Below are 17674 nucleotides of genomic sequence, written 5' to 3'. Positions count from 1 at the left end.
TACGCTGTCTGACGATCATTTGTGTATGTTTATTAATTAAAGACTAAGAAATGCAGCTCCGAAAGATAAAACGGAAATAATAATTCCAGCCATAAAGATCTTATAGGTAATGGATAAAAGCCTGTATTTCCTGTTAAGAACTTTCCCGAGATAATACAGATCCTTCACCATAGAATCATAGATATAATCCCTGTCTTTAATAAGGTCTTTCATGGCATTGTTATAATCGTCAAACAACATCTGGTGAAAGTTTCCGAAGAACAATAGGTTTACTTTTCTGTTGGCAATATCCTGAGAAGTAAATGTTGATTTGGTGACATTCGGTTTTGTGGAAAGAATCGCAAATATAATCGTCAGTACACTTGACAGCAATAATATGAAACTTGGAAGAATCAGATGTGAATTTTTAGGAGCATCAAGCTTCGGAACCAATACAGAAAGACATACTGAAATAATAATGGCATTTACAGATAAAAGAATATTGGCTTTACTGTCTGCAATATCACTCAGTCTCGTATGATTATTAAGGGTCACCCTGAATAAGGTATCTACACTTCTGTCCGATTTTTCCTTTTCTTTTTTACCTTCTGAAACCTCCTTTTTACTTTCTTTCTTCTCTTCTTCTTTTTCCAGCTTCTTTTCGATTTTTTTGATATTTTTCTTTTTCAGAGGCTCCCAGTTTTCCTTGGCATAATCCGTATAAAAAGTATGCTTGTTCTTCAGCATATCCAGATTTCCGGCATTCCATTCTTCATTGGAAAAACATCTTACATTCGTCAGTTCCCATTCTTTTCTCAAAGCATCGGAAATATCACTGTAATCATGACCTGCAAAATGGCTGAAATCAGCATCCTTTACAATTTTTTCCAGTAAATTCTGAGGTTCATAATGAATTTTGGTAGCCAGAATCAGTTTTTCAACGTCTGCAATATAGTTTTCAGGATAATTTTCCTGATGTAAAAAGGCTTTCATCACCTCCACACTTCTTTCCTCATGGTTCAGGGCACATTCTATATACCCCGTATCATGAAACCATAATGCTACGAGTACCTTCTCCTGATCTTCCTCAGAAACAGGAGTATTTTTCATGATTTCCTCAGCCTTATTAACTGTATAGGCAGTATGGATAAAATTATGATAAAAATATACTGAAGATAACTTATCTTTGAATAAGATTTCAACATAATTTTTAGCTTTTTGTAAAATGCTCATCCCTGAAATTTTGTTAATGTAAATTTATGAATTTATCCTTTAAAACTCATCTAAAAAATACTTCTATTGTTCTTAGAACAGTAATGTCCGCAGGAGTCCTTTATTCCTGTGCTACCTATAACGTGCAAAAGGGCAAAAACTTATTTGAAGTAAAAGATTCCGAAATAAAATCCGATAATGATTTTAAACTCTTTCTGATTGGAGATGCAGGAAACTCAGATGAACCTCAGGCACAAAAAACACTGAATTTACTGAAAAGTAAGCTGGATTCTGCCGACAGCAATTCTATGCTGATCTTTCTGGGCGATAATATCTATCCTAATGGTATGCCCAAAGAAGCAGATAAAGATTATGCCCTGGCAAAACAAAAGCTGGAAAATCAGCTTGCTATCACCAAAAATTTCAAAGGGAAAACACTTGTAATTCCGGGGAACCATGATTGGTACAATGGACTGGAAGGATTGAATAACCAGGAAGCACTGGTTAAAAAATATCTTGATGATAAAAAAGCTTTCCTACCTAAAAACGGTTGTCCTATTGATGATATCAATGTTTCCAAAGATATCAAGCTCATTGCCATCGATACAGAATGGGTAATAGCGAACTGGGATAATTATCCGGGAATCAACAAAAACTGCAACATCAAAACCCGTGAAGATTTTTTCACAGAATTTAAAGATCTGATCATTAAAAATCAGGGAAAAAAAATAATTGTTGCCCTACATCATCCCATCATCAGCAGCGGAACACATGCAGGTTTTAATTCTGCAAAATCCCATCTCTTTCCTTTAAAGAGTAAAGTTCCTGTTCCTGTGGTGGCAAGTGTCATCAATATCTTAAGAAGTTCCTCAGGAGCCAGTCCTGAAGATATTAATAATCAACATTATGCAGACTTAGCCAACAGACTGAAAAGTATAGTTCAGGATAAGGAAAATATTATTTTCGTGTCCGGACATGATCATAACCTGCAATATCACGAAGATGGAAACCTGAGACAGATTATCAGTGGAGCAGGCTCTAAAACAGATCCGTCTACGATTGTAGAAAAAACAGACTTTTCCTACGGAGGAAGTGGTTTTGCGGTTTTAAATTTCAGAAAAGATGAAAGTACAGATGTTGAGTATTTTTCAACCAAAGATGCCCAACTTCAAAAGCTCACTCATATTTCCGTGATTTCCAAACCGGATGTATTCGTTAATAACTTCCCTAATTCTTTTCCTGCCACATTTTCTTCCACCATTTACCCGGTAGCGCTTACGGAAAAAAGAAAGTTTTACCGCTGGCTTTGGGGAGATCATTACAGAAGATATTATGGAATTCCTATTGAGGCACCAACCGCCAATCTTTCGGAATTGAACGGAGGGTATATTCCTTTCCGGGAAGGTGGAGGAAACCAATCCAACAGTTTACGGTTGAAATCTTCAGACGGACAGGAATTCGTCATGCGTGGAGTGAAAAAAAGTGCCATCCGCTTTCTTAACAATATGGCTTTCCAGAAAAGCACATTAGGAGAAGAACTTGCAGATACATTCCCTGAAAAATTTTTACTTGATTTTTATACGACCAATCATCCGTTTACTCCATTTACGATTGGAAATATGTCAGAAAAACTGGGTATTTTCCACAGTAATCCTAAACTGTATTACATTCCCAAGCAGCAGGCTTTGGGGAGATATAACGAAAACTACGGGGATGAAATGTATATGATTGAGGAGCGTTTTTCTTCCGATCCTAAAACATTGGCTTATCTGGATCATGCCAAAGATATCGTTTCTACAGATGATGTACTAAAAAACCTTAACAAAAGTGATAAATATTCTGTTGACAGAGAATCCTATATCAGAGCACGATTATTTGATATGCTTATCGGAGACTGGGACAGACATTCAGACCAATGGAAATGGGCTCAATATGAAGAGGGTGATAAAGTGATTTATAAACCCATTCCAAAAGACAGAGATCAGGCATTCAGTAAATATGATGGAGCAGCCTTTAAAATCATTATGAATGTTCCTGCCATCCGCCATATGAAAACCTTTACAGAAGATATCAGCAGTGTAAAATGGCTCGCTATGGAACCTTATCCGATGGATCTTGTATTCTTAAAAGGTGCAGACCAGAATGAATGGGAAACGCAGGCAAAGTATATTCAGGAGCATCTGACCGATGCGGATATTGATGACGCTTTCCACAATCTTCCGAAAGAAGTGCAGGATGATACCATTGCTGAAATTCAGAGAAAACTTAAAATAAGAAAGACGAAACTTCAGAGCTATGCCACTCAGTATTATGATGTACTGCAGAAAAAAGTTCCTTTGGCAGGAACGGTAAATCCTGATAAGTTTGTCATCACCAAAAACGGACATTCTGTGATGGTACAGCAATACAAGCTTGGTAAAAATAAAGACCAGAATGAACTTGTTTTTGAAAAGACGTATCATGATTCGAAAACAAAAGAATTATGGATCTACGGACTGGAAGATGATGACACCTATGTAGTAACCGGAAGCGGAAATCCTAAAATGACGATCCGACTGGTTGGCGGATATAATCATGATACCTACAACGTTGCAGATGGAAGAAAAGTGAAAATCTATGATTTTAAATCCCAGAAAAACACTTACAATTCCGGAAATGCAACCAAAAACATTACGGATGATTATGACATCAACAGCTATAATTATAAGCATCCTAAATATAATTCCGTTGCCGGATATCCAAACCTGGATTACAACCCGGATGACGGTGTGATTGTAGGCGTTCTGGCCAATTACACAGTAAATAATTTTATCCGCGATCCATTTACTCAGAGGCACAGTTTAAAAGCTAATTTTTATACGGCAACTGCAGGATTTAGCCTTACGTACAAAGGTGTATTTAAAAAAGCAATCTCAGGTTGGGATATTAACCTTGATGCATTCTATACGACTCCAAGATTTTCTCAAAATTTCTTTGGACTTTCCAATGAAAGTGAGTATGATAAGGAAGACACAGAAAGAGAATATAACAGAGCCAGAATTTCCAAGTTCAACTTTGCTCCTTCCATCTCTAAAAAGAGCTGGATGAACCTCAGCCACCAGTTTCAACTGACTTTTGAAGATAATAAAGTACAAAGAAAAGCTGACCGTTTCATCAACCAGTCTCCGGATGTGAGACCTGGCGTATTCAACAGCCAGCAGTTTGTTGGAGCCAACTATACCTTTGGTTATAAAAATGCTGATAATACGGCCTTCCCTACTCTTGGACTGGAATTTATGCTGAATGCAGACTGGAAAGCAACTCTTTCTGATTTTAATAAGAATTTCGTAACTGTAAAAGGAAAACTGGCCATTGACCACAGGATTGATAAAAAAGGGAAATTTGTATTCGCCAATTCCAGCAATGTGATGTGGATCAATAACAATAATTTTGAATTTTATCAGGCAGCGGCTATCGGAGGTAATAATGGAATGAGAGCCTTCAGAAACGAAAGATTCTCAGGAAGATCCTATTTCACCAATAACTCAGAAATCCGATGGGATTTTGGAAGGGTAAGAAATAATATTGCTCCTGCCAACATGGGAATTCTAATAGGATACGATACCGGCCGTGTATGGAATGACGATGAAAATTCCAGAAAATGGCATCAGTCTGTGGGTGCAGGAGTATGGCTGAGTATTGTGGAAATGATGTCTGCAAGATTAAATTATTTCTATGGTTCAGATGGTGGAAGAATTTCTGCCGGAGTGGGAATGAAATTTTAATCTGGCCCATTAAAAAAATTAATTCTCAATTTTGAAATGAGTACCACCATCAAATACTCAATATAAAACATTGTTTAACAGTATTTTAGACTGTTTTAAATTAAAAATTTGAAAAATTTCAATTTAAATAAAAATTAATAATTCAAATTTTCAACTCACATTTTTTACTGATAAAATAAATATGGCTTTTAAATAAAGGTCATATTTTCAGCTATATAAGTCAAAACTAGACATAGTTTAATATGATTATCAATTCCTTAAAAAATTGACATTTTAAAAACATTTTATATTTGTGGCAACAAAAAATCAACAAATGATGAAAAAAAAACTATTCTATATGGCTTTATTTGTCATGTTCATCCAGTTAAATGCACAGATAGGGATTAAAACATCAACTCCCCAACATACATTGCATGTCAACGGTTCCCTTCAGGTTGTTAAAGATCTGAATGTAGGCGGAGACGATAGAACAAAGGGAAATTCCGGAAACAAAGGTGAAGTTTTAATGTCTAACGGAGCAGGGAATGCGCCGGTTTGGAAAACAATTGAGTCAGAAAACTTTCTAAAGGTAGTTTTTGTTGGAAACAAAACAGACATCAGCCCGGCTAGTGGAAGTTATACAGGTACGCATTCTACACCAGTCAATACTCATGAAAGTTATTCACAAACCTATGTCTTTAATGTGAGTAATAAGATTGATAATGCATATTTAACGTACAATTCTACAACAGGACTTTTCACAGTAGTAAAACCTGGATTTTATAATATTGTTCCTTATGCTACCTACGATCTTAATTTAAATCCATCAGGACAAACTGCAGGAACAGCTAATTCATACATACAAAAAGTTTCCCCTACGCTCACAACGTTAGCAGGCATATCTACGGGCCATGGTGAGCGTACAACAGGACTGAATCATAATCTTTCCTCCATTAACTTTTTCAATACGGGAGAATCCTTCAGAATACGCTGCCGTTATACTCAGGATTTCAGATTATCCAGCGGAAATATTCATATCTCATATCTGACTCCATAAACAATACAAACGTCAATCACTTCATTAACATTCATATATTCAAAACCCCACAGATTTCTCTGTGGGGTTTGAATTTTTATAGAGGTTTGTTTTTTACAAAGAAAAACTATACACATTTCCCCCCTCATCTTTCCCTTTCTCATCTGCGATCATTAATGTTTTATCATCAAAGAATACAATAGCTTCCTTCTGGGAATTATGGTTCAGAGGAATTTTTTGAATTTTAGCAGAATTAAAATCGTTAGCAGCAAATCCGGTAAGAACATGAACATTTTTATGGGTAAGCAACACGATTTTATCTTTTGTGCTGTTGATACTCGCAGAGGTAATCGCAGCATCATTATACCCCCCATCAAGCTTTAATTTTCCTATTAGCTTAGCTTCAAAATCACCCTCTTTGTTAGGAACCTGGAATACAAGAAAGGTTCCGTCAAAACCTTTGCTCCTGTTTTTGGTGAATAAGTAAAAATTGCCATCCATTTCAACAAAACCTTCACAGTCGTACAACAGGTTCGACTTTTTCGGAGGAAATTCTGTCTGCCCCTGATAATGAAATTTTGTAGTCTGAACAACTTTGGCAGCAATTTGTTTGCTGTCTTTCAAATCTGTTTTTAAGATCGCCAGATCCTGTCGGTTATTGTCATTATTCCCAAAATCTCCAATATAAATATTTCCCTGAGAATCGGATATGATGTCTTCCCAGTCTGTATTTTCAGCATTTTCTACCGGTATTTTTGCCAGCATGTCACCTTTATCACTCAGGCCATATATTGCATTTTTATTTCCCTTGTCTTCTATTGCCCAGATGGTTTTCTTATCTTTTGACAAAGTAATTCCGGAAACTTCCTTCAACTTTTTAGGTAAGGTAAACTGGACTTTCAGTTCATCCTCCTTAGCAGGGGAATTCTGAGCTTTTGGATTGCAGCTCAATAAAAGCAAAGCAGGTAATATAAGGAAACGTAACATATTTATTTTTTATTTTTTTAACTGAATATAAGAAGCATTAATTGTTCCAATCGGCAACTATGAAAGTTTTTTTGCCTGTTCCCAAAGAACATCCATTTCTTCCAGAGACATGTCTGCCAGTTTCAGATCCTGTTCTTGGGCAAGACCTTCCATCTTTTGAAATCTTGAAATAAACTTCAGATTGGTTCTTTCCAATGCAGAATCCGGATTGATTCCTGAAATTCTGGCATAGTTGATCAGAGAGAAGAAAACATCCCCCAACTCTTGTTCTTTTTTATCCAAATCCGTTTCAGCATGGAACTCCTGAATTTCCTCATCTACTTTTTTCCATGCATCTTCTGCATCATGAAATTCAAAACCGATCCCTTTTACCTTATCCTGAATTCTGTAGGCTTTTACCAAACTCGGCAGACTTTTCGGAACTCCACCCAAAATAGACTTATTTCCTTCCTTTAATTTTAATTTTTCCCAGTTCTGCTTCACTTCTTCTTCATCTTTCACTTCAGTATCTCCATAAATGTGAGGATGACGGAAGATCAGCTTTTCATTCAGGGAATTGATAACATCCGCAATGTCAAAACTTCCTTTTTCAGAACCTATTTTAGCATAAAAAACCAGGTGTAGCAGGACATCGCCCAGCTCTTTCTTTATTTCCTGTAAATCATTTTGCAAAATAGCATCTGAAAGTTCATACGTCTCTTCAAGGGTAAGATGACGAAGGGATTCTAACGTCTGTTTCTGATCCCATGGACATTTTTCACGCAAATCATCCATAATATCCAGTAATCTTCCGAAGGCCTCCAGTTTCTCTTGTTTCGTATTCATAAATAATGGGAAATTCAATCTTATACAAATGTAAGGGTTATTCGGGCATCATTACAAACGTTGGAAGTAAAAGTTGCAGAGTGCAGAATTTAGGATAGATTTGATATGTAAACCTAACAGGTTTCGGAAACCTGTTAGGTTTGGAATATTACCCCCCAATTATTTACTGCCAGAAAACAAAAAACCTTGTCCGGATTTCCCAGACAAGGTTTTATATTTTTAATTCAAATGAATTATCCTTGTTTTCTGTGTGTACTCTTTGGAGCTGATTTAGCAGCGGAAGTAGCTTTTACTTTTGGAGCTGCTGGCTTTTCTGCTTTTGGAGCTTTTTTAGCTTCTTTTTCAATGCTTACTTCTTCAGCTGGCTCACCTTCTAAAGTTTCAGGCTCTGCTTTTACAAAGCTCTCAGGCGTAATATATCCTGCTTTTTGAAGGATGTTGTACCACTGAGCCAATTTCTTGATATCAGAAGAATATACTCTTTCTGTGTCATAGTTTGGAAGAGATGCCAACATAAAATCTTTCAGATCTGCATCAGAAGATTTGTGAGAGATAGTTTCCTTATAGTCGTTGTTTTTAGCAATATTTTCAAATACTTCAAACAAAGGAACTTCTTTCTCAAATGTAAACATGGCGATATTGTCCAATAAACTTACCTGGCTTGAGTTTCCAATGCTTACTTTTTTCTTTGAGGTAACATCTTCAATGATGAATCCGTTTCTTAATTGAGAAACTAATTTGAAAAGTCCTGGTTTTCCAGAAATTGAAATTATTTTTTCTAACAGCATAATTTTATTTTTTGTAAATTCTGCAATCAGCACTAGCTTTTTGCTTTTTATTATTTCTTTTTAATCCTTGTTTAATTATTTTGGAAATCTCATTTTGTAACCGATGTTTACGTCACCCTGAGAGATTTTTGTCAGCTTACCTTTTACGAGTTTCTTCTTCAGAGCACTCAGGTGGTCGGTAAATAAAATCCCTTCAATGTGGTCATATTCATGCTGAATTACGCGGGCTCTAATATCGGAAAAAGTTTCTGTATGTTTCACAAAATTTTCGTCATAATATTCAATAACGATTGTCCCTTTTCTTTTCACATCTTCTCTTACATCCGGAATAGAAAGGCAGCCCTCATTGAACTTCCATTCTTCCCCTGATTCTTCAAGAATCTGAGCGTTGATGAATACTTTTTTAAACTCTGCCAACTCATCTTTAATATCTTCATAATCCTCATCTTCTGCAAGAGGCGTCACATCTATTACAAACAGACGGATATCCAAACCAATCTGTGGCGCTGCAAGACCTATGCCATTTGCGCTGTACATGGTTTCGAACATGTTATCTATCAGTTCCTGTAATTCGGGATAGTCTTTGTCTATATCTTTTCCTACTTTTCTCAAAACAGGATCCCCAAAAGCTCTTATCGGTAATATCATCTTAATCTTTGTTCTAAAAAATTCTGCAATATGATGGTTGCACTTACTTTATCTATTAATCCTTTTTCCTGCCTCTTTTTCTTGTTTTTTCCACTTTGGGAAATAAAAAAAGAAGCCATTTTGGATGTAAATCTTTCATCGAAACGGTGAACTGCAATATCCGAAAATTCTTTTTTAAATTCTTCTATAAATTTTAAAATATCGGTTTCCACTTCCGAAACATTTCCCTTCAAATCTATGGGAAGTCCAATCACTACTTCATCTACCTTATTTTCACTGAAATATTTTTTCAAAAATTCCATTAAAAAACGGTTCTCCACAGTCTCCAGCCCACTGGCTATAATCTGCATATCATCGGTTGCAGCGATACCACAACGAGCCTTTCCGTAGTCTATTGCAAGGATTTGTCCCATAAGTCTGCAAATTTAGTAAAATTTACTGATTTTATTCATAACGCAGTTTTTTTATATAAATCATGTTTTATTCCATTATTTTTTTTATAATTTTAATCTTCCAAAAAACAATTATATGAAGAAACTCATCCTCGTGAGACATGCAAAAAGCGACTGGCCGGAGGAAACGGAGGACTTTGACAGACCTTTGGCAGACAAAGGTTTGGAGGATGCTATGCACATGTCCAGATTCCTGAAAAGCAATAATATTTCTATAGACCATTTTGTATCGAGCCCTGCGGTTCGTGCACTGAATACCTGTAAGATTTTCAATCAGGCTTATCAGCTGAACTGTTCAACTGATGAAAAACTATATAACCCTTCGGAAAGAAGCTTTGAATCTGTAATTTATGATCTGGATGACAACCTGACTTCGGTGGCGTTCTTCTCTCACAATAATGGAATTTCCAATTTTGCCAATTCCATTTCTGAGGATATTTTCCATTTCCCCACTTGCGGAGTGGCAGGTTTTGAGGTAGACTGTGATTCCTGGTCAGAGTTCGACGGTGCCAAAAAGAAACTGCTATTCTTTTATGAACCGGGGAAAATATAATTTCACTTTTCTGTTTTTTTATGTTACAATAATTACCCTTCTTTTCTCTTGTCAGAAACAGAAGAAAAATTACTATGAATCTATTGCATTCAATGACATCAAACTTTCCTCTTCTCCAAAACCCGGAAGCTGGCGGTATAATCATGATGAGCATTTCCAGACATTTGAAGATTTTCAAAAATTAAAAAAGATAAAACCACAATCCGGAAAAAATATCATTTATCTTCAGCCTATAGGAACATTCGATGAACTTCAGAAAAAAGAAATAGCACTTACCCAACACTATTTAAAAACCTATTTTCAGCAGGAAACAAAGGTTCTTCCTGTTTTACCCAACACTATTTTCCCTGAAAAAGTTAAAAGAATTTCAAAGGAAGGACAGGAACAGGTTCTTGCAGGATATGTACTGGACAGTATTCTGATCAAAAGAAAACCTAAAGATGCTATTGTATTAATGGGTATTACGGAGAAAGACCTTTTTCCATTACCGGAATGGAATTACGTATTCGGACTGGCTTCATATGAGGATGGCGTGGGAGTAACCTCTATATACCGATTTGCAGACGGACAATTAACAGATTCTAATTTTAACAAAAGTCTTTTAAGATTAATAAAAATCAGTTCACACGAGATCGGGCATATGTTTGGAATAAGCCATTGTCTGAATGCCAACTGCGTGATGAATGGAACCAATTCATTATCGGAAACTGATTATCATCTTGCCAGAGCATGTTCACTCTGCCAGAGAAAACTGAATTCAAGTATTCATTATGATAATAAAAAAAGATTACTTTAACTAAAAAATTTCTTTGAAAAGCAACATCTTAACACAGAACTTTCCCAGTCACAGCAAGATCTGAACCTTGTACAATAAACCAACATTCCTGTTACCGACTGCCTATTCCCCTCCACCGGAGGGGTGGCGAAAATTCAAAGAATTTTTGACGGGGTGGTCCTTCGGCTAAAGCCATTATCGCTGTAAACATGAAAAAACGACCTTTAGCCCGTTCCTATTGAATTATTTCAGTTTTAATTTTCAATAATCATTAAAATGAGTGTTATCTGAATAAATTAGTGGCATTCGTAGTTAACAAACAAAAAAAGAACGGACCCACGCCCGTTCTCCATAGAATATTTTATAATCTCTATTTTATTTCTTCTTCAAATCCAGATCATCAAAGTCAAAACTGAAATCTGTTACATCAGAAATCGCCTTCAATTTTGCAGATTCTGCTTTTCCGTTTTCGTCATAGCTGAAAATAATATAGGCATCCGCATCATAGCTTCTGTCGTCCCATTTGATAATGAAAGAATTATTGGAATAAGGAAGCAGCTCTCCTTTTAACCTTGGAGAGTTTTTGCACGAAATTCTGTAGCTATTTCCCTGTTGTGTAATTTCTACATCACCAAACCAAATATCATTGTAAGTTCCTGTAAACTGTTCTGCTTTTGGCTGCTGCGCTTTTTCTTTTTTGAAGGCTTCAGATTTTGCAAAAGCATCTTTCTTTTGTTTGCTGAATTCGGCTTCCATTTTAGACATTCTTTCGCTATAGGTTTTCAGCCAGTTTCTGTCGGCAACCCCAAGATAAGAATCTTTAACGGTATTCGTAATGGTATTGAAAGCTGCTCCGGACTGTTGGTTCGTCAATACTACAATTCCCAGTTTCATATCGGGAATTAAAGTAAATTGAGTAACGGTTCCGATCAGTCCACCGGTATGCTGTACCTGTTTATGTCCTTTCACATCACTCAGAAACCATCCTAAACCGTATCCGTAGAAACTTGTATCATAAGGATTTTTCGCAGCCACTCTATCTGGAATCTGCAAGCTCCAAAGTTGTTGAACATTCTTATCCGAAACCAGTTTTTTCCCATCTTTTGTGGTGAAATTATTTAGGAGACATTCCGCCCACGTGGTCATGTCTTTAATGTTACTCATAATTCCTCCTGCTGCATTACCCGTTTCGTTCCAGTCGTGGGGAACAGCAATTGCTTTTCCGTCTACCGGAGCGTGTGCATCAATTTTATTGGCAACAGCCTTTGCTCTGCTGTAGCTTCCGAAACTTGAAGTCATTCCTACAGGTTTCATAATTCGCTGCTCAATAAATTCCGCCCAGCTTAATCCGGAAATTCTGTGGATTACTTCTCCGGCTACAATAAACATGATATTGTTATAATCCAGTTTTGTTCTGAAAGGATTTTCCGGTTTCAGATATCTCACATTATGCACAATATCATTAACGGTTAAATTTCCTCCTTCAGGAAAAAACATAAGATCTCCCTGTCCAAGTCCTAATCCGGCTCTGTGGGTAACAAGATCCTTGATCGTAACATTTTGAGAAACATAAGGATCATACATTTGAAATTCAGGAATATATTTTGAAACTTTATCATCCCAGTTCAGTTTTCCTTCATCTGCTAAGATGGCTAATGCTGTACAGGTAAAGCCTTTTGAGTTAGAAGCAATCCCTACCAGCGTATTGTCATCCATTGGCTGCTTTGTTGTAAGAGAACGTACTCCAAACCCTTTGGAATAGATCATCTTGCCATCTTTCACAATTCCTACCGACATTCCCGGTACATCAAAGGTTTTCAGGGTATTTTGGATCAGTTCATCCAGCTTTTTTTCTTCAACCTGAGCATTGGCTAATCCTACGGTTAAAAGAAAAATGAAAAAAGAAAGTTTCTGTTTCATTGTTTATTTTAATTTTCCCAAATTTACTAAATATTAAGCGACGCTCATTTTAGCCGTGCTAAAACTTTACGATAAATCAGTTGTATTCATGAAAAAGCCTATTTGTATCTGTATTTTCTCTCTTTTCGCAGTCAGCGGTATCAAAGCCCAGGACAGAACTGCCAATCCTTTACTTTTACAAACCTGGAATCTCAGTAAAATGGATACTTATATTTATACTTATGAAAAACAGGATGGTTTTGAAGCGAGAAGAGAAGGAATCAGATTTCAGAAAAATGGAAAAATCACAGGAAATCTGATTAAATCTACTTTAAGATATGATACCCTGGAAGAAACTGTTAATAAAAAAAATGAAAAGCCGGACCGTTATATCGGGAGCTGGAAAAAAGCTTCAGACTCTACAGTAACGTTAGTATTTCCTTCCAATACCAATATGACCGGAACTTTTGTAATTTCAAAGCTTACAGAGAATCAACTGAAACTGAAAAAGGTTTTCAGCGCAGATATTGAAAAGAAAATGGATTCTATCAGAAAAACAAAAAATATCACAGACTAAGGTCGGAATAAGTTGATGGAGCTTCTTTATATTTGCAGTCTTAAAAAAATAATAAAATGGCACTAAACAGATTATTGGCTTTCTTCTTACTGATGATAAGCTGTAATTTATATTTTTCTCAGGATATAACCATCAAAGATGATAAAGTTTTATTGGATGGAAAGCAGATTCTGAAAGCTGAAAAGATCAATGCAGCCCAGTATTCGTTTTTCTCCATGAAAGATGATGAGGAAGTTCTTCTTTACCGGTATATGGATAATGAAACCCCAAGATATGTAAATGATGATTATTTTATTCTGAATTTTCTGACCGAAAAAACAAAAATAGAATCGACAGATATGAGCAAAATATCCAATTTTATGAATTCCAAAAAAGGAATGGAAAAACTGGTAAAATGGCTGTTGAAAGAAAGAGTAATCAATCATGACGGGGAGCTTAATCCTGACCGTGTGGCTGTTTTTAAAGATAAATACCACGAAAATATCACTGAAAGAACCCTTAGATAATGACAAAAGTTCTTCTTCTTTCCGATTCCCATTCTTATATTGATGACCGTATCCTGGAATATGCTTCTCAGGCTGACGAAGTATGGCATTGCGGGGATTTCGGAAGTCTGGATGTCATTGAACAGCTGGAAAAAATAAAACCTCTGAAGGGCGTTTACGGAAACATTGATAATGCTAAAATTCAGGCAGAATTTCCGGAAGTGAACCGTTTCTTTTGTGAAAAACTGGAAGTTCTCATGATCCATATCGGAGGTTATCCGGGAAAATATACTCCACTTACGAAAAAAGAAATGGCAGAAAAGGCTCCGAAATTGTTTATTTCAGGCCACTCTCATATTTTGAAAGCGATGTATGATGAGAAAAACAATCTCCTCCATTTGAATCCCGGAGCCTGCGGAAAACAGGGCTGGCATAAAGTGAGAACAATGATGCGGTTTGTGGTAGACGGTGAGGAAATCAAAGATCTGGAGGTGATTGAACTGGGACCTAGAGTTTGATGAGTGAGAGGGTTGGAGAGTTTTAGGGTTGGAGAGTGTGAGCGTTTGAGAATTTAGGGGGGATTGGGAGTAAGGAGTTTGTGTTCATCCATTTTACTTTCTACCTTTGCACAAATATTGGTTCATACAAACCTGTAAAAATTATGAAGATCGGCGATAAGGTTTCGGTAGTAGATGAGGATTTAAGCGGGATAATTACTTCCGTGAAGGGAAATATTGTTGTTTTTAAAGATGAATATGGATTTACCCATCAATATCCCAAGGAAAAACTTGTTCCGAAAGATGCTGATCTGTATGAAAATATCAGAGTTGTAAGAAAAGCGGAACCTAAAAAAATCATTTCCAAGAAACATCAGAAAAATCATTTGGTTTTAGACCTGCATTTTCATAATTTGGTAAAGAATCCCAATGATTATGACAGCTTTGAAAGATTGTTTATACAAAAGGAAAAACTGATTGAAGTGATTGAGTTTTGCAGAAAGAACAACCTGAAAAGACTGGAAATTGTTCACGGCATTGGTGACGGTACTTTGCAGAGGATGGTCCGGGATGTATTGGAAAGCCAGGTCAATATTGATTTTTATAATAAGGAAATACTTCACCACCAATCGGGTGCGGTAATGGTAGAATTTCACTAAATTTGCAGGAATTGAAATATGAACGTACTTAATTTACTTTTTACCAAAGACGGATTGATCTGCCAGATTGTTAAAAACAAAAACATTCTGGAGGAAAAGTCTTATTTCGTTACTGAAGAGACACCAGCCAATCTTATTGACCAAAAGCTGGACGAAGTTCTTATTAAGCAGCGCTACGACGAGATCCATGTGATTTCAGCATTGAATCATTTTACGCTGATGCCGGAAGGCTTCTCTGAGCATGAGGCAGGATTTGATCTGATTGCTTTCAACGCTCCGACTGACAGAGAAAAAGAAGAGCTGATGCTTTCGATCAACAAAAAGTTTAATATTCAGTTTTATTATACTTTCCCGAAAAACTATTATAAAAAAATAAAAGAGCTGGCCTTACCGGTTCATTTTAATTTCTCCGGGGAAAAGTTTCTAAGTTCGATCAATAATAAAACCAGCAAGGAAATTCACATCAACCTCTATCATAACCAGTGTGAGTTTTTTGCGATTGATAATAAGAAAATCATTCTTTATAATAATCTGGATGTCAATTCTGAAGTAGATTTCCTTTACTTCATTATGTTTACATTGAGCAAGATAGGTTTCGGAATCAATGAAACCAGCTTTTATGCTTATGGAGAAACTACGGAAAATGAAACGTTCATTTCCGAACTTCAGAAATTTGTTAAAAACCTGAAAATTGTTTTTGACAATATTCCTAACAAGAATTTTATACTTAATTAAGGAACAAGGGCTTAGGAATAAGGAATTAGCCTTATTAAAAGATAATGATGATGTATAATTTTAATCCCTAATCCCTAGAACCTACCATCTAACCCCTAACAATAATATGTTCAGAATCATATCAGGCAAATGGAAAGCCAAAAAAATCGCCGCTCCTAAAAACTTTGAAGTAAGACCTACCACCGATTTTGCAAAGGAGGCTTTATTCAGCATTCTGGAAAACAAATACGATATGCAGTCGATCTCCGTGCTTGATCTTTTTGCAGGAATTGGCTCTATTACCCTGGAATTTGCTTCCAGAGGATGCCAGAATATAACTTCCGTGGAAATGAACCCAAAGCATACGGCATTTATCAACAGTACGGCTTCTGAGCTTGATATGGCACTTCAGATCAATGTACAGAGAGGAGATGTTTTCGACTGGCTTAAAAAATTCAGAAATAAAAAATCATTTGAGATTGTTTTTTCTGATGCTCCTTTTGAAATGGAAGAGAAAAAATACCACGAGCTGATTTCTCTGGTTTTAAACAATAAATACCTGAAAGAAAACGGAGTCCTTATTGTAGAACACCAAAGCCGCATGAAATTTGACCATCCGAATTTAACAGATACCCGAAAATATGGAAACGTAAGTTTCAGTTTTTTTGAACCGAATAAAGAAGATAATCAGGAACTTTAATTCCTGATTATTTTTTTGGAGATGACAGGAGATTCTTCGCCCCATTTTGTTATCGCTTCCAAAACAGGTAAAAGTGTCTTTCCAAAGTCTGTTAATTCATATTCCACCACTAAAGGAGGCTTTTCCGTAAAAACTTTCCTGTCAACAATTCCGTCCTCTTCCAGTTGTTTTAGCTGCAAACTCAATGTTCTTTCCGTAATGGTAGGAATAGACTTTCTTATCTCGTTATAGCGCTTAGCACCGCCAATAAGGTGATGTAAAATCACTGCTTTCCATTTCCCTCCTATAAATTTCATTGTCACGCTGGTACAGCAGGGATACGATTTATTATCTATTGTATACATTTTTATACTATCATTTTTTACCGTTATTGCAAAGTTAGGAAACTTAAATTAATTTTGTAACTATAAAAATGATAGTATAAAATTATGAACTTTTTAGACCAAATGAAAAACAGGTATACTGTAAAAAAGTATAACCCCCAGGGAAAAATCAGTGAAGAGCAAATTGCAGCACTTCAGGAGATTTTAAATTTAAGCCCGTCATCTATTAACAGCCAGCCATGGAATTTTATTTTCGTAAATGATCCTGAACTGAAGAAGCAATTGGGGGACAAATCTTATTTTAATAAAGAAAAAGTGCTGGACAGCAGCCACATCATTGTATTTCAGGTGATGAAAAACATAGAAAACTTTGAAAAACAAATAGAGGAAAACCTTCCGGAAGGCCCTGTTAATTATTACCGAACTATGGTAAAACCTAAAGGAGAAGAAGCTATAAAATCATGGCTTGGCCATCAGGTATATTTATCATTAGGAGTTCTTTTATCTGCCTGTGCAGCGATGGGAATAGATTCTACCCCAATGGAAGGAATTGAACCTGAGGGTTATGATGCGATCCTGAACAATGAAAAATACGAAACTTTATTTGCCGTAGCCATCGGGGAAAGGGATGAAGCAGATGCAAACCAGCCTAAATTTAATCCAAAGAAAAGGCTGACCGCTGAAAAAGTAATTGTGGAAGCGTAATTTTAAACACAAATTCACAATCTCTTTCGCAACAAACACGAATGAAATTGAACATTATTTCCCCACAGATTTCACAGAGGACACAGATTTTTAGTCATCTTTTAATTTTAAAAGCAT

19 protein-coding genes are annotated in these 17674 nt (G+C 36.2%); 11 read left to right on the top strand and 8 right to left on the bottom strand.

Going from position 1 to position 17674, the window contains the following annotated elements; all coding sequences use genetic code 11:
* Positions 1–36: 36 nt before the first annotated feature.
* On the bottom strand, positions 37–1212 hold the full coding sequence (locus V0410_RS19185) for a Pycsar system effector family protein (RefSeq protein ID WP_330745265.1): 1176 nt from the start codon (positions 1210–1212) through the stop codon (positions 37–39).
* A 26-nt stretch (positions 1213–1238) separates the two neighbouring features.
* On the opposite strand from V0410_RS19185, the gene V0410_RS19180 reads away from it, so the two are divergent.
* On the top strand, positions 1239–4955 hold the full coding sequence (locus tag V0410_RS19180) for a metallophosphoesterase (protein ID WP_330745264.1): 3717 nt from the start codon (positions 1239–1241) through the stop codon (positions 4953–4955).
* A 313-nt stretch (positions 4956–5268) separates the two neighbouring features.
* Positions 5269–5991 (top strand): hypothetical protein, encoded by a 723-nt coding sequence (locus V0410_RS19175; RefSeq protein ID WP_146207843.1) that lies wholly within the window; start codon positions 5269–5271, stop codon positions 5989–5991.
* A 93-nt stretch (positions 5992–6084) separates the two neighbouring features.
* Here the strand turns inward: V0410_RS19175 and V0410_RS19170 are convergent, their stop codons facing one another.
* The 5 genes from V0410_RS19170 to ruvX all read right to left on the bottom strand — a co-directional run bounded on the left by V0410_RS19170 (position 6085) and on the right by ruvX (position 9631).
* On the bottom strand, positions 6085–6957 hold the full coding sequence (locus V0410_RS19170; RefSeq protein ID WP_330745263.1) for an SdiA-regulated domain-containing protein: 873 nt from the start codon (positions 6955–6957) through the stop codon (positions 6085–6087).
* Positions 6958–7014: 57 nt separating this feature from the next.
* Positions 7015–7782, bottom strand: a complete 768-nt coding sequence (gene mazG / locus V0410_RS19165; protein WP_330745262.1) for a nucleoside triphosphate pyrophosphohydrolase — start codon at positions 7780–7782, stop codon at positions 7015–7017.
* Positions 7783–8015: 233 nt separating this feature from the next.
* Positions 8016–8570: a DUF5606 family protein gene (locus V0410_RS19160; RefSeq protein WP_330745261.1), complete on the bottom strand. Its 555-nt coding sequence runs from the start codon at positions 8568–8570 to the stop codon at positions 8016–8018.
* A gap of 75 nt (positions 8571–8645) precedes the next feature.
* Positions 8646–9218, bottom strand: coding sequence for a peptide deformylase (gene def, locus V0410_RS19155; protein WP_110009647.1), 573 nt, complete (start codon positions 9216–9218; stop codon positions 8646–8648).
* Positions 9215–9631, bottom strand: coding sequence for a Holliday junction resolvase RuvX (gene ruvX, locus V0410_RS19150; RefSeq protein ID WP_202843711.1), 417 nt, complete (start codon positions 9629–9631; stop codon positions 9215–9217). The genes def and ruvX overlap by 4 nt, the downstream gene beginning before the upstream one ends.
* A 115-nt stretch (positions 9632–9746) precedes the next feature.
* Between ruvX and V0410_RS19145 the strand changes: the two genes are divergently transcribed.
* Together V0410_RS19145 and V0410_RS19140 are read left to right on the top strand one after the other, a co-directional pair.
* Complete coding sequence (locus V0410_RS19145; RefSeq protein WP_330745260.1) at positions 9747–10223, top strand: SixA phosphatase family protein; 477 nt, start codon at positions 9747–9749, stop codon at positions 10221–10223.
* Complete coding sequence (locus tag V0410_RS19140) at positions 10204–11019, top strand: archaemetzincin (protein WP_330745259.1); 816 nt, start codon at positions 10204–10206, stop codon at positions 11017–11019. The genes V0410_RS19145 and V0410_RS19140 overlap by 20 nt, the downstream gene beginning before the upstream one ends.
* 354 nt (positions 11020–11373) lie before the next feature.
* Here the strand turns inward: V0410_RS19140 and V0410_RS19135 are convergent, their stop codons facing one another.
* Positions 11374–12918 carry a serine hydrolase gene (locus V0410_RS19135; protein WP_330745258.1) on the bottom strand — a complete coding sequence of 515 codons (1545 nt, stop codon included), beginning with the start codon at positions 12916–12918 and terminating at the stop codon, positions 11374–11376.
* A gap of 88 nt (positions 12919–13006) precedes the next feature.
* Here V0410_RS19135 and V0410_RS19130 point away from each other — a divergent pair, with 88 nt between their 5' ends.
* From V0410_RS19130 to V0410_RS19105, 6 genes are all read left to right on the top strand, one after another.
* Positions 13007–13474: a hypothetical protein gene (locus tag V0410_RS19130; protein ID WP_330745257.1), complete on the top strand. Its 468-nt coding sequence runs from the start codon at positions 13007–13009 to the stop codon at positions 13472–13474.
* Between the two features lie 56 nt (positions 13475–13530).
* Entirely contained in the window at positions 13531–13980 is a 450-nt protein-coding gene (locus tag V0410_RS19125; RefSeq protein WP_330745256.1) for a hypothetical protein, read from the top strand.
* The gene (locus tag V0410_RS19120) at positions 13980–14477 is read left to right on the top strand and encodes a metallophosphoesterase family protein (protein WP_330745255.1); all 498 of its coding nucleotides are present in this window, start codon (positions 13980–13982) and stop codon (positions 14475–14477) included. Before V0410_RS19125 ends, V0410_RS19120 begins: the two co-directional genes overlap by 1 nt.
* 143 nt (positions 14478–14620) lie before the next feature.
* On the top strand, positions 14621–15115 hold the full coding sequence (locus V0410_RS19115; RefSeq protein WP_330745254.1) for a Smr/MutS family protein: 495 nt from the start codon (positions 14621–14623) through the stop codon (positions 15113–15115).
* 18 nt (positions 15116–15133) lie between these two features.
* Complete coding sequence (locus tag V0410_RS19110) at positions 15134–15850, top strand: DUF3822 family protein (RefSeq protein ID WP_110011729.1); 717 nt, start codon at positions 15134–15136, stop codon at positions 15848–15850.
* Between the two features lie 106 nt (positions 15851–15956).
* The gene (locus V0410_RS19105) at positions 15957–16529 is read left to right on the top strand and encodes an RsmD family RNA methyltransferase (protein ID WP_227942389.1); all 573 of its coding nucleotides are present in this window, start codon (positions 15957–15959) and stop codon (positions 16527–16529) included.
* Here V0410_RS19105 and V0410_RS19100 read toward each other — a convergent pair.
* Positions 16526–16873 (bottom strand): winged helix-turn-helix transcriptional regulator, encoded by a 348-nt coding sequence (locus V0410_RS19100; protein ID WP_034693356.1) that lies wholly within the window; start codon positions 16871–16873, stop codon positions 16526–16528. The two genes, V0410_RS19105 and V0410_RS19100, sit on opposite strands and share 4 nt — an antisense overlap.
* An 84-nt stretch (positions 16874–16957) precedes the next feature.
* Here V0410_RS19100 and V0410_RS19095 point away from each other — a divergent pair, with 84 nt between their 5' ends.
* Positions 16958–17557, top strand: coding sequence for a nitroreductase family protein (locus V0410_RS19095; protein WP_330745253.1), 600 nt, complete (start codon positions 16958–16960; stop codon positions 17555–17557).
* The last annotated feature ends 117 nt before the right edge of the window (positions 17558–17674 follow it).

Origin of the sequence: Chryseobacterium sp. CP-77, assembly GCF_036362765.1 — a bacterium.
Taxonomy (GTDB): domain Bacteria; phylum Bacteroidota; class Bacteroidia; order Flavobacteriales; family Weeksellaceae; genus Chryseobacterium; species Chryseobacterium cupriresistens.
Note: the sequence above shows the minus strand (reverse complement) of the source record. Positions and strands in the feature narration are given on the sequence as shown.